This window comes from Rhizobacter sp. P3_B12 (genome assembly GCF_056402895.1).
In genome coordinates this window covers 1-12,585 of sequence record NZ_JBFUGN010000085.1, presented here as the reverse complement: position 1 = coordinate 12,585, position 12,585 = coordinate 1, and the positions used below count along the sequence as shown (strand labels likewise).

Annotated in this window: 9 protein-coding genes; 3 read left to right on the top strand and 6 right to left on the bottom strand. The window is 69.7% G+C overall.

The annotated features are described in order from the left end of the window. Positions 1-948 (bottom strand): molybdopterin cofactor-binding domain-containing protein (locus AC1D01_RS07485; protein WP_477865428.1); only part of this gene is annotated, 948 nt, incomplete at its 3' end. Then, positions 945-1,448: a (2Fe-2S)-binding protein gene (locus AC1D01_RS07480; RefSeq protein ID WP_477865427.1), complete on the bottom strand. Its 504-nt coding sequence runs from the start codon at positions 1,446-1,448 to the stop codon at positions 945-947. The genes AC1D01_RS07480 and AC1D01_RS07485, both read right to left, overlap by 4 nt. Positions 1,449-1,607: 159 nt before the next feature. On the opposite strand from AC1D01_RS07480, the gene AC1D01_RS07475 reads away from it, so the two are divergent. Beyond that, a complete protein-coding gene (locus tag AC1D01_RS07475) occupies positions 1,608-2,651 on the top strand; it encodes a porin (RefSeq protein WP_477865426.1) in 1,044 nt (347 codons plus the stop codon). Between the two features lie 12 nt (positions 2,652-2,663). Here the strand turns inward: AC1D01_RS07475 and AC1D01_RS07470 are convergent, their stop codons facing one another. After that, entirely contained in the window at positions 2,664-5,780 is a 3,117-nt protein-coding gene (locus AC1D01_RS07470) for a hybrid sensor histidine kinase/response regulator (RefSeq protein ID WP_477865425.1), read from the bottom strand. A 164-nt stretch (positions 5,781-5,944) separates the two neighbouring features. On the opposite strand from AC1D01_RS07470, the gene AC1D01_RS07465 reads away from it, so the two are divergent. Then, positions 5,945-6,676 carry a substrate-binding periplasmic protein gene (locus tag AC1D01_RS07465; protein WP_477865424.1) on the top strand — a complete coding sequence of 244 codons (732 nt, stop codon included), beginning with the start codon at positions 5,945-5,947 and terminating at the stop codon, positions 6,674-6,676. A gap of 7 nt (positions 6,677-6,683) precedes the next feature. Here AC1D01_RS07465 and AC1D01_RS07460 read toward each other — a convergent pair whose 3' ends face one another. The 3 genes from AC1D01_RS07460 to AC1D01_RS07450 are packed head-to-tail and all read right to left on the bottom strand — an operon-like array spanning position 6,684 to position 10,380. Then, positions 6,684-8,402: an ABC transporter ATP-binding protein gene (locus AC1D01_RS07460; protein ID WP_477865423.1), complete on the bottom strand. Its 1,719-nt coding sequence runs from the start codon at positions 8,400-8,402 to the stop codon at positions 6,684-6,686. Then, positions 8,399-9,445: an ABC transporter permease gene (locus tag AC1D01_RS07455; protein ID WP_047501633.1), complete on the bottom strand. Its 1,047-nt coding sequence runs from the start codon at positions 9,443-9,445 to the stop codon at positions 8,399-8,401. Before AC1D01_RS07455 ends, AC1D01_RS07460 begins: the two co-directional genes overlap by 4 nt. Further along, complete coding sequence (locus tag AC1D01_RS07450) at positions 9,442-10,380, bottom strand: ABC transporter permease (RefSeq protein WP_477865422.1); 939 nt, start codon at positions 10,378-10,380, stop codon at positions 9,442-9,444. Before AC1D01_RS07450 ends, AC1D01_RS07455 begins: the two co-directional genes overlap by 4 nt. A gap of 307 nt (positions 10,381-10,687) precedes the next feature. Here AC1D01_RS07450 and AC1D01_RS07445 point away from each other — a divergent pair, with 307 nt between their 5' ends. Then, complete coding sequence (locus AC1D01_RS07445; RefSeq protein WP_477865421.1) at positions 10,688-12,520, top strand: ABC transporter substrate-binding protein; 1,833 nt, start codon at positions 10,688-10,690, stop codon at positions 12,518-12,520. The last annotated feature ends 65 nt before the right edge of the window (positions 12,521-12,585 follow it).

The window sequence follows — 12,585 nt, the reverse complement described above, 5'->3', positions numbered from 1 at the left end:
CGCCTGCGCGCCGCGCTGCGCATGCCAGGTGCTGCGGCCGACGACCGCCACCGCCGCGGTCGAGCCGGCATACGGCCCGAGCCGCACCACGCGCTGCACGCCGGGCAGCTGCATCGCCGCCTCGACCTTCACGCGCTGCGGGCTGCCGCCGAGCATCGGGCAGTGGCGCACCACCGCGTAGAGCTGGCCCGGCTGGCGCGTGTCGAGGCCGAAGCGCGCGCTGCCGTCGACCTTGGCGGCCAGGTCGGTGCGCGGCGCGGGCGTGCCGATCAGCGTCCAGTCCTTCGGATCCTTGGTGCGCACGTCGCCGATCGGCGTCGCCGCGGCCAGCCTCGCGAGCTCGCCGAAATGCGCATGCGGGCCCGACACATGGCTGACGATGCCGCCATGCACCTGCAGCTCGGCACGCGGCAGCTTCCATTGCAGCGACGCCGCACCCAGCAGCTGCGCGCGCGCGGTGGCCGCCGCCAGGCGCAGCACGTCCCACGCGTCGGCGACGCTCGACGAGCCGCCGGTCACGCTGACCCCCAGCTCGCGCGCGAACTTGCTGACCATCCACTGGCCCGCCTTGACGGTCGCGGTCTCGCGGCCGGGCTCGGTGTCGTCGGGATGGAAGGGCAGCGCGCCCACGAACATCGCGACGTTGCCGTAGAGCGATTGCGGCGCCGCCTGCACCAGCTTCACGCGCGCGAGCGGCGTGTCGAGCTCGTCGGCCACCAGCATCGCGAGCGCGGTGTGCACGCCCTGGCCCATCTCGCTGCGCGCCATCGCGAGCTGCACCTGGCCGTCGGGCTCGATGCGGATCCAGCCGTTCAGCGTCACGCTGCCGTCGGCATCGGGCAGCGGGTGCGAGGTGCCGATGCGGCTGCGCGGCGGCAGCGCGCTCCAGCCGACCAGCAGCGCGCCGCCGCCGGCCAGCGCGCTCAGCAGCAGGCTGCGCCRCTTCATGCGCGCGCCTCGTTGCCCTTGTCCTGCCGGGGGGCGTCGCCGCGCAGCGCGGCGGCCGCACCCTTGATCGCGTCGCGGATGCGCGGGTAGGTGCCGCAACGGCACAGGTTGGTGATGGCCGCATCGATGTCGGCATCGGTGGGCGACGGGTTCTTCGCGAGCAGGTCGGCCGCGGCCATCAGCATGCCGCTCTGGCAGTAGCCGCATTGCGGCACCTGGTGGGCGATCCACGCCTGCTGCAGCGCGTGGGGCCGGCCGGGCGCGCCCAGCGCCTCGATGGTGCGCACCGGCTTGCCCTGCGCGGCCGAGAGCGGCGTCACGCACGAGCGCACCGCCTGGCCATCCACGTGCACCGTGCAGGCACCGCAGGCCGCGACGCCGCAGCCGAACTTGGTGCCGGTGAGCATCAGCACGTCGCGCAGCACCCACAGCAAGGGCATGCCGGGCTCCACGGCCTCGGGCGGCAGGGGCAGGGTCTGGCCGTTGACGGTCAAGTCCATGGATCGGGTGCTCCGGTGTCGGTCCCCATTCTGGGCCGGCCGCGGGCGGGGCGATGTGGCGTCAACGAAACGGGGTGTGACCGGCCGCACACGCGTCCGGGTTTATCCTGACGGGCCTTTTTCCGAATCCACCCCACGTCCCTGCCGGAGTTCCGCTGCATGAACCGTCGTCTGTCCTGCCTGGCCGCTGCCGCGGTCGTCCTCACGCTGCCTGCAGCCGCTTCCGCACAACAAACCGCGTCATCGCCGGCGTCGTCCGTCACGCTGTACGGGCTGCTCGACATGTCGGCCGGCCGCTTCCAGGATGCCGGCACGCAGCGCACGCTGCGCTCCGAGAGCGGCAAGATGACCAGCAGTTTCCTTGGGTTCAAGGGCACCGAGGACCTCGGCGGCACGCTGAAGCTGAAGTTCGCGCTCGAGCACTACCTGCGCGCCGACACCGGCGCGGCGGGCCGTGCCAGCGGCGAGGCGTTCTGGGGGCGCAATGCCTACGTCGGCTTCCAGGGCGATTTCGGCACCAGCACGCTCGGGCGCAACACGACGCCGCTGTTCGTCTCGACGCTGTCGTTCAACGCGATCGGCGATTCGTTCGGCTTCTCGCCGAGCATCCGCCAGGTGTTCGCGCCGAGCACCGGCCTGGCCTTCCAGGGCGACACGGCCTGGAACAACTCGCTGCTCTACAACACCTCGAACACCGAGGGCTACAACGTCGGCCTGATCGCCAACCTGGGCGAAGGCGCGCCCGGCGCGACCGGCCGCAACATCGGCGGCAACTGGGTGCTGCTGACCGACACCTGGGGCGCGACGATCGCCTACCAGCAGGTGAAGAACGGCCTGGTCGCGGTGCCGGCCGGCTTCGAGCGCCAGGAGACGCTGCAATTCGGCGGCTCGTACGACTTCAGCGTCGCCAAGCTGTATGCACAGGCCACGCGCGTGAAGACGCGGGCCACGCTCGACACGAAGTCGACGATCTACGGGCTCGGTGTCGCGGTGCCGGTGGGCGCGCTCGGCAAGGTGGTGGCGCAGTACGGCCAGGCGAATGCCGACTTCAACCCGGGCGAGGTGAAGAACCGCACCGTCACGCTCGGCTACGACCATGCGCTGTCGAAGCTGACCGATGCGTATGCGGTGGTGATGAGCGACCGGCTGACGAATGCCGAGAACGGCACCAGCGTCGCGGCCGGGTTGCGCGTGCGGTTCTAGGGCCTGTCGGCACTACGGGGAGGCTCGCGCCTCGAGCGAGCGCAAGCCGGCGAGCACCGGGTCGAGACGCTCGACCACCGCCGCGAGCAGCGCGTCGATGTCCGCCGGCCCTGCACCGTTGGAGCAGGCATGCTCCAACTCCGCCGCGACCTCGCACACGGCCGTCGCCCCCAGGCTGCCGGACACGCTCTTCAGGTCGTGGGCCAGGCGCGTGGCCGTGGTCATGTCGAGCGCCGCACGGGCGGCACCGAAACGGGCCGCAAAGCCGGCTTCCCGATCCCTGAACTTGCCCAGCAGGCGCCGATAGAGTTGCTCGTCGCCCATCATCCCGGCCAGCGCGGCGGCGCTCTCGATGCCAGGGAAACCGTTGCCTGCCCCGGCAACGCCAGGCCGGATCCAGCGCGCCAGCGTGGCGAACATCTCACCCACGTTGATCGGCTTGGCGATGTGGTCGTTCATCCCGGCGGCCAGCACCTTCTCGCGGTCGCCGACCATCGCGTTGGCCGTCATCGCGATGATCGGCAGGTCACGCCACGCCGGGTCGCTGCGCAATTCGCGCGTGGCCGCATAGCCGTCCATCACCGGCATCTGGCAGTCCATCAGCACCGCGTCGAAGCGCTCGCGCGCCAGCATCCCGATGGCTTCGCGGCCGTTGCTGGCCACCAGGACCTCGATCCGCGCACGGCCCAGCAGCTCACTCGCCAGCTCCTGGTTGAACGGGTTGTCCTCGACCAGCAGCACGCGCACGCCGGCCAGGGCGGCGCAGTGGCCCTGCAGCGCTTCATCGCGCAGCCCGCTTCGCAGGGCACGCGGCCGCGGCGTGCCCCTCACTTGCAGGCAGGCGTCCAGCAGCGTCGAAGGCGTGACCGGCTTGGTCAGCGTCGCCGCCACGCCGAGCCGCTCGGTCGCCAGGACGCGCGCCATTTCATCGCGGGAGAAGGCGGTGACCATCAGCAGGGTGGGCGGCGGGTGCGCCAGCGGCATGCGTGCCACCTGCCTGGCACAGTCGACCCCGTTCATGCCCGGCATCTTCCAGTCGAGCAGGAGCATGTCGAAGGGCTCCCCGCGCGCATCCGCCGCCGCGACCGCGTCGATGGCCTCGCGGCCCCCGCGCGCGGCCGACGCACGCAGCCCGAGCGCGCCGGCCATGTGCACCAGGATCTCGCGCGCGGCGCCGTTGTCGTCGACGACGAGCATCCGGACACCCTGCAGGCCGCCGTCCGGCAAAGCCGCGTCGTGGGTGGCAGGTTCAGGCCCGAGGCCGAAGCGCGCACTGAAGTGGAACCGGCTGCCGCGCCCGGGTGTGCTGTCGACCCCGAGCTCTCCTTCCATCATGTGCACCAGGTGGTGGCTGATCGCGAGGCCCAGCCCGGTGCCGCCGAAGCGGCGGCTCGTCGATGAGTCGGCCTGCGAGAACGGCTTGAAGAGCCGCTGCTGCTCCTCGGGCGCGATGCCGATGCCGGTGTCGCGTACCTCGAAGCCCAGCCGCACCGAGGCCGCATCGCGCGCGAGCACCTCGACGGCCACGATGACCTCGCCCCGTTCGGTGAACTTGACCGCGTTGTTGCCCAGGTTGATCAGCACCTGCCCCAGCCGCCAGGGATCGCCCACCAGGGTGCCGGGCAGGTCCTGCGGCAACGCGAACACCAGTTCCAGGCCCTTCTCCTCGGCGTTCAGGCCGACCAGGTTCGCGAGGTCGTCCATCACGTTGCCGAGGTCGAAGGTCAGGACCTCCATGTCGAGCTTGCCGGCTTCGATCTTCGAGAAGTCGAGGATGTCGTTGATGATGCGCAGCAGCGATTCGGCGGATCGGTGCACCTTGCGCATGTAGTTGTGCTGCTGCGGATCGAGGTCGCCTTGCAGCGCCAGGCGCGACATGCCGAGGATCACGTTCATCGGCGTGCGGATCTCGTGGCTCATGTTGGCAAGGAATTCGCTCTTGGCCTGGTTCGCGACCTCGGCCCGCTTCATCGCTTCATCCAGTTCCGCGGTGCGCTCGCGCACCGCCTCCTCCAGGTGGTCGCGATGGCTGCGCAAGTCCTCCAGCGTGCGCTTGCGCGACGTGATGTCGCTGACCAGCCCATGGAATCCGGCCGCCCCGCCGCCTTGCTGCCACGCGTTGAGCTGGACCCAGACCGGGCTGCCGTCGGCACGCGCCAGTTGCAGTTCCATGCCGGCGATCTCGCCGTCCCGTTCGAGTGCGGCGAACAGCGAGGCCGTCCGATCCGGCGTGAACAGGGGCCGGCGACCGGGCGGCGCGCCGTCGTGGCCATCRCCGTTCACCGCCGCCATCAGCTCGGCGGGCGTGGCGTAGCCCATCAGCCGTGCCAGCGCCGTGTTGGCGTCATGCAGGCCCCCCGACCGGTCCAGGTGGAAGATGCCCTCCAACGAGTTCTCGAAGATCCCCCGGTAGGTCGCTTCGCTGTCGCGCAATTGCCGGGCGGAGTCGCGCAGCCGATCCGCCATCGCGTTGACGCGCAGGGCCAGCCGGCCCAGTTCGTCGCTCGATTCGACCGCACAGCGCGCGTCCATGTCACCGATGGCGATTCGATCCACCGTCGCCTCCAGGCGATGGATGGGCGCGCTCACCATGCGCCTGAGCAGCAGGAAGGTCGCGGCATACAGCACGGCCACGATCGCGGCGACCAGCGCAAGAATGGTCCGGCGGGCCGTGCCGATGGCCGCCTCGACCACCGCGCGCGTCAGCACGACACGGACTTCTCCGATCTTCTGCCGGGCTCCGCCGGGTGGCGCGTACTCGATCGACTGCACGCGCACGATCGGGTTGACCAGATCCCGCGCCTGGATCCGGGTGACCGCGGACACCATGCCGTCGCCGACCGTCGTGACGCTGAACTGGGCGACCTCCGGATTGGGGGCCAGCGCTGCGAGCTGGCTGTCGATCGCGGCATGGTCGACGTTCCAGAGGGGGTAGGCCAGCGAGCGGCTGTACAGCTCGGCGATGCGCGCGGCCCGGCTCTCCAGCTCCAGGATTCGACGCTCCCGCTCGCGTTCGATCAGCACATAGGCTGCAGCGAGCGCCACCAGCGCGACCAGGATCGCCAGTGCCAGCATCAGCTTGCTGTGCAAGCTGCCGGCCCGCGGGATCACCCGGAATCGCAACGGCATGTCGGTTGCTCCAACGCGCTTCGCACGACCCCCGGCGCATGAAGCGCGCTGCCTGCGGAGGACCGAAATGGTGTATACGTTTCGATGTTAAGACAATGCCGAGCGCGCCGACAAGCGGACTCGCCGTCACTCTGACGGCCCGGTAGCGCGAGAGGAGTTCCCGCATGCGAAGAATGACCCTCCAGGGCCTTGGCGTACTGGCGCTGCTGGCATCGCTGCTCTTGCCGTCCGGCGCGGCCGGGCAAGCCATCAAGGTGGTGGCTGCAGAGTTCCCGCCGCTGACGACCCAGGCGGGAGGGCAGCCGGGCGGCGTCGTGCTGGAGGTCGTCCGCGAGGCCTGCAGGCGGGCGGGCATTTCACCGGAGTTCAGTTTCCTGCCGTGGCAGCGGGCGCAACTGGAAACCCAGGCCAGGAACGACGTGCTGATCATTCCGTTCACCCGCACGCCCGGCCGGGAAGCCCAGTATCAATGGGTTGCACCGGTGCTGGAATTCCATACGGTCTTCGTGACCCTGGCCAGTCCGCCCGCTTCCATCGAAGAGGCGCGGGCGCTGGTCGTGGGCTATGTCCGCGGCACCAGTTTCAAGGACGAGGCGGACCATGCGGGGTTGCCGTATGTCGAGGAGACCGACGACGACCTGACGAATGCCCGGAAACTGAAGCTGGGACGCATCGGCGCCTGGATGACGACCGACCTGATGGCGCACGGTGTGTACCGGCAGGCCGGCTTCGACCCTGCCGAACTGAAGTACGGCCCCCGCCTGGGGCCGGTCAAGGTGTCCTGGGTCGCCGCGTCCCACGGTTTCCCGAAGGAGATCGCCAGGAGGATCGCCGACGCCATCGATCAGATGAGGGCGGACGGGTCCTACCAGGCGATCGTGAAGCGCTACCGGTGATCAGCGGCTACGCCGCGCTCGCGGCCCTGTAGCCGCGCGGTATCGCCCCCAGCAAGCGCTTCGTGTACTCCTGCTGCGGCTGCTCCAGGATCTGCGCGACGCTCGCCTGCTCGACGACCTCGCCGTCCTTCATCACCAGCACCTCGTCGGCCATGAAGCGCACTACCGCCAGGTCGTGGCTGATGAAGATGTAGGCGAGGCCCAGCTCGTCCTGCAGGTCCTTCAGCAGGTTCAGCACCTGCGCCTGCACCGACACGTCGAGCGCGCTGACCGCCTCGTCGAGCACCAGCACCTCCGGGTCCAGCGTCAGGCAGCGCGCGATCGCCACGCGCTGGCGCTGGCCGCCGGAGAACTCGTGCGGGTACTTGTGCATCGCGCTGTCGTCGAGCCCGACCTTGTCCAGCAGCGCCCGCGCGCGCTGCTCGCGCACTGCGCCGTCGGCCCCGATGCCGTGGATCGCCATCGGCTCGGTCAGCGTCTGCCCGATCGTGAAGCGCGGGTTCAGCGACGCATACGGGTTCTGGAACACCACCTGGATGCGCCGGCGCATCGGCAGCAGCTCGCGCCGGCTCAGCGCCAGCAGGTCCTGGCCGTCGAACATCACCTTGCCGCCGACCGGCCCGCCGTTCACCTCGTGCAGGCGCAGCAGCGTCAGCCCCATCGTCGTCTTGCCGGAGCCCGATTCGCCGACCACGCCCAGCGTGTGCCCGCGCCGCAGCGTGAAGCTCGCGCCCTTCACCGCCTGGAATTCCTTGCGGCCGAACACGCCGCTGCGCAGCCAGAAGCTCTTCGTCAGGTTGCTCGCATCGATCACGATCGGCGCCAATGCATCCTTCGGTGCCGGCGCCGCCGCCGCCGCGCGGCCGGCGATGTGGTCGTCGATCACCATCAGCCGCGCACCGCGCTGTTCCAGCGTCGGCCGGCAGGCCAGCAGCGCCTTCGTGTACGGGTCGTGCGGCGCGCTGAAGATGCCGGCCACCGGCCCCTGCTCGCGCACCGTGCCCTGGCGCATCACCACCACCTGGTCGGCAATCTCGCCGACCACGCCCAGGTCGTGCGTGATGAACAGCATGCTCATGCGGTGCTGCGTCTTCAGCTTCGCGAGCAGCTCCAGGATCTGGCGCTGGATCGTCACGTCGAGCGCCGTCGTCGGCTCGTCGGCGATCAGCAGCTTCGGCTCGCACGACAGCGCCATCGCGATCATCACGCGCTGCTGCTGTCCGCCCGACAGTTCATGCGGGTAGGCCGCCAGCCGCCGCTTCGGCTCCGGCAGCCCCACCTCGACCAGCAGCGCCTCGGCGCGCGCCAGCGCCTGCCGGCGCGTCAGGCCCAGGTGGCGCACCAGCGGCTCCACCAGCTGCTGCCCGACGGTGAACACCGGGTTCAGCGAGCTCATCGGGTCCTGGAACACGCAGGCGATGTCCTTGCCGCGCAGCGCCTGCAGCTCGGGCAGCGTCGCGGCCAGCAGGTCGCGGCCCAGGAAGCCGATCGCGCCCTGCCGCTCGGCATTGCTCGGCAGCAGGTTCAGGATCGACATCGCGGTCACGCTCTTGCCCGAGCCCGATTCACCGACCAGCGCCACCGTGGTGTTCTCCGGCACGTCGAAGCTCACGCCCACCGACTGCCCGTCGATCTCGCGGCCCACGGCCTGGGTCCGGTGCACCACCCCGCCCTCGTTGCCCACGCGGAACGACACGCGCAGGTCCTTGATCGTCAACAGGCTCATTCCAGTCCCCGCAGCTTCGGATCCAGCGCATCGCGCAACGCATCGGCGAACAGCGAGAACGCCGTCACGAACACCGCCATGAACGCGGTCGCCGCCACCAGCTGCCACCAGTAGCCGAGGATCAGCTCGCTCTGCGCCTCGGCCAGCATCGTGCCCCACGACACGTCGTCGACGCCGACGCCCAGCCCCAGGTACGACAGGATCACCTCGAACTTGATGAAGCCCACCACCAGCAGCGACATGCGCACCAGGATCACGTGGCTGATGTTCGGCAGGATGTGCCGGAACATGCGCGACGCCGCCGACGCACCGATCGCCTCGGCCGAGCGCACGTACTCGCGCACCGAGTGCTTCAGGAACTCGGCCCGCACCTGCCGGTACATGCCGGTCCAGCCGACCAGCGCGAGGATGATGGCCACGCTGCCGATGCCGCGCCCGAAGATCACCGCGAACGACAGGATCAGCAGGATGTCCGGGATCGACGTGAACACGCTGTACAGCCACTCGAGGAAGTCGCCCATCCTGCCGCCGAAGAAGCCGGCCAGCGCGCCCAGCAGCGTGCCGATCACGCTGGCCACGATGGCCGCGAGCAGGCCGACGAACACCGAGGTCTGCGTGCCCTTCAGCGCCTTGGTCAGCACGTCGCGCCCGATGCGGTCGCCGCCGAACGGCAGCGTCTCGCGCTTGACGCTGTCCTCGGTCTTGAACTTGGCGGCGCGCTCGTCCCACTCCTTGTAGCGCGGGGCCAGCGGGTCGACCGCCGAGAGGTCGACGTTCGGCCCCTTCGGCACCGGGATCGCGCTCTGCTCCACGGCGGCGGCCGGCCCCATGAAGGTGGGCGGCGCGTTCGGCACGCCCACTTCCTTCTGCCAGCCGCGCGCCAGCAGCCCGACCGAGCCCAGCAGCACCAGCAGCGCGAACGCCGCCACCACCACCATCGACACCATGCCGACGCGGTCCGCCCGCAGCCGCTTCCAGGCGGCCTGCCAGACGCCCATCGATTGCCGTGCAGGCAGCCCTGCAGGAGAAAGCACCGCGCTCATTTGAGGACCACCCGGGGATCGATCAGCTTGTAGAGGATGTCCGCGCCCAGGTTCACCAGCATCGTCAGCATCGCCAGGTAGACGGTGACGGCCTGGATCACCGGGTAGTCGCTGCGGTTCACCGCGAGGATGATCTCGCGGCCCAGGCCCGGGATCGAGAAGAACACCTCGATCAGGAACGAGCCGACGAACACGCCCGGCAGCGCCAGCGCGATGTTTGTCACGATCGGGATCATCGCGTTGCGCAGCACGTGCTTGAACAGCACCGTGCGCTCGGTCATGCCCTTGGCACGCGCGGTGCGCACGTAGTCGTGGCCGAGCTCGTCGAGGAAGAAGGTGCGGTACAGCCGCGTCTGCGGCGCGATACCCACCAGCAGCGCCAGCAGCACCGGCAGCGGCACGTAGGTCACGAGGTTGGTCCAGGTGCTGTCGCTCCAGCCCTGCACCGGGAACCAGCCGAGCTGGAAGCCGAACACGTACTGGCCGACGATGATGTAGACCAGGAACGAGACCGACAGCGCGATGGTGGAGATCACCATGATGCTGCGGTCGGCCAGCGAGCCGCGGCGGTAGGCCACCCACATCGCGATCGGCAGCGCGAGCAGCGTGTCGAGCGCGAGGATAGGCAGCATCACCGTCAGCGTGGCCGGCGCGCGGGTCGCGAAGATGTTGCTGACGGATTCCTGCGTGGCCCAGCTGTGGCCCCAGTCCAGCGTCACGATGCTGCGGAAGTAGATCAGCAGCTGCTGCCACACCGGCTTGTTCAGCCCGAGCTGCTCGCGGATCGCATCCACCTGCTGCGGGGTGGCGTTCAGGCCACCGAGGATTTCGGCGGGGTCGCCGCCGAAGTACTTGAAGAGGAAGAACACCAGCAGCACCACCCCGATCAAGGTCGGGATCATTTGCCACAGGCGCCGTATCAGGTAGGCCGCCATGTTGTCGTGAGCGTCTCGGGTCGAGAAAAGAGGACCGGCCCGCCCCGCCGGCCCGGGTCGGGGGGCGGCGCGTGCCGGAATCTGGGCAGGCGCGAGTCTAAGGCCCGGCCCGAAGCCCCCTGCCCCGCGTTTGCCCTCAGGAACTTCGCAGCGCACGCAACTTGCATGCCGGTGCGGAAAGTTCCGCGCGCAGGCCGGGGCAAGCCCGGAGGACACCCGCCCCGGGCAGGCCCTAGACTTCGCGCCTCCGGCATGCCGCCGCGCCACGAGCGCCGGCAGCGTGCCCTCCCACCAGGAGTCCGTGACCATGATCCGACGCGGTGCAGCCGGGCTGCTCGCCTTCTTCGCCCTCTGCTGTTCGGCAGCGCCACCGGCGCCCGCCGCGCAGCCCGCGGCGCCGCTGAAAGTGTTGAGGTATGCCTTCCCGGTCGCCGAGACCGGCTTCGACCCGGTGCAGCTGAGCGATCTCTATTCGCGCACCGTCACCGCCGGCATCTTCGAGACCCCGCTGACCTTCGACTACCTCGCRCGGCCGGTCCGCATGAAGCCGAACACCGCGGCGGCGCTGCCGGAGATCAGCGACGACTTCAAGACCTTCACGTTCCGCCTGAAGCCCGGCACGTACTTCCAGGACGACCCGGCCTTCAAGGGCCAGCGCCGCGAGCTGGTCGCGCAGGACTACGTCTACACGCTGAAGCGCCACTACGACCCGCAGTGGAAGAGCCCCAACCTGTACCTGCTCGAGAACGCGAAGCTGCTCGGGCTGTCGGAGTTGCGACAGCAGGTGATCGCTTCGAAGCAGCCGTTCCCGTACGACCGCGAGGTCGACGGCCTGCGCGCGCTCGACCGCTACACCTTCCAGGTCAGGCTGGCCGAGCCGTCGCCGCGCTTCCACCAGCAGATCATGACCGACGCCGGCGCCTTCGGCGCGATGGCGCGCGAGGTGGTGGAGTTGTACGGCACGGCGATCATGGCGCACCCGGTGGGCACCGGCCCGTTCCGGCTGGCCGACTGGCGCCGCAGCTCGCTGATCGTGCTGGAGCGCAACCCCGGCTACCGCGAACGGTTCTACGACGAGGAGGCGCCCGCCGACGACCCGCGTTCGCAGGCCATCGCGCGCGCGATGAAGGGCAAGCGCATCCCGATGCTCGACCGCGTCGAGATCTCGATCATCGAGGAGACGCAGCCGCGCTGGCTGAGCTTCCTGAACCGCCAGAGCGATTTCCTCGACCGGCTGCCGGCCGAGTTCTCGGGCATCGCGATCCCGCGCAACCGGATCGCGCCCAACCTCGCGAAGCAGGGCATCCAGATGGACCAGGCGCCGCTGGTCGATGCGGTGATCGCTGGCTTCTTCAACCACGAGAACCCGGTGGTCGGCGGCTACACGCCCGAGAAGGTGGCGCTGCGGCGCGCGATCTCGCTGGCCTACAACGCGCCGGCCGAGCTGCAGATCGCGCGCAAGAACCAGGCGATTCCGGCACAGACCGCGATCGCCCCCGCCGTGTACGGCTACGACCCGACGGTCAAGACCGAGATGAGCGACTACGACCCCGACCGGGCGCGCGCGCTGCTCGACACCTACGGGTATGTCGACCGCGACGGCGACGGCTGGCGCGACCTGCCCGACGGCAGCCCGCTCGTCATCGAGTACTCGACGCAGYCCGACCAACTGAGCCGCCAGCTCGTCGAGCTGTGGGACAAGAGCATGCGCGCGGTCAACATCCGCATGGTCTTCAGGACCGCGAAGTGGCCGGAGAACCTGAAGTCCTCGCGCGCCGGCAAGCTGATGATGTGGGGCGTGGCCTGGAGCGCGACGACGCCGGATGCCGACACCTTCCTCGCGCTCGCGTACGGCCCGAACAAGGGCGGCGCCAACCACTCGCGCTTCGACCTGCCGGCCTTCAATGCGCTGTTCGAGAAGCAGGGCCGGATGCCCGACGGCCCGGAGCGCGAGGCGGTGCTGCGCGACGCGAGCAAGCTGATGGTGGCCTACCTGCCGTACAAGATCAGCGCGCACCGCATCGCCACCGACCTGATGCACCCGTGGGTGCTGGGCTACCGCCGCAACCCGTTCGTCCGCGAGTTCTGGAAATTCCTCGACATCGACACCGCGCTCGAGCAAGCGCGCACTGCCAAATGATCCGACGCACTCTCCTGATCGCCGCTGCCGCGCTGGCGGCCGTGGCCGGCACGGCCGGCCACGCC

Coding starts and splice junctions, on each gene's coding strand:
- AC1D01_RS07480 (WP_477865427.1), bottom strand. CDS start 1,448: ATGGACTTGACCGTCAACGGCCAGACCCTGCCCCTGCCGCCCGAGGCC.
- AC1D01_RS07475 (WP_477865426.1), top strand. CDS start 1,608: ATGAACCGTCGTCTGTCCTGCCTGGCCGCTGCCGCGGTCGTCCTCACG.
- AC1D01_RS07465 (WP_477865424.1), top strand. CDS start 5,945: ATGCGAAGAATGACCCTCCAGGGCCTTGGCGTACTGGCGCTGCTGGCA.
- AC1D01_RS07460 (WP_477865423.1), bottom strand. CDS start 8,402: ATGAGCCTGTTGACGATCAAGGACCTGCGCGTGTCGTTCCGCGTGGGC.
- AC1D01_RS07455 (WP_047501633.1), bottom strand. CDS start 9,445: ATGAGCGCGGTGCTTTCTCCTGCAGGGCTGCCTGCACGGCAATCGATG.
- AC1D01_RS07450 (WP_477865422.1), bottom strand. CDS start 10,380: ATGGCGGCCTACCTGATACGGCGCCTGTGGCAAATGATCCCGACCTTG.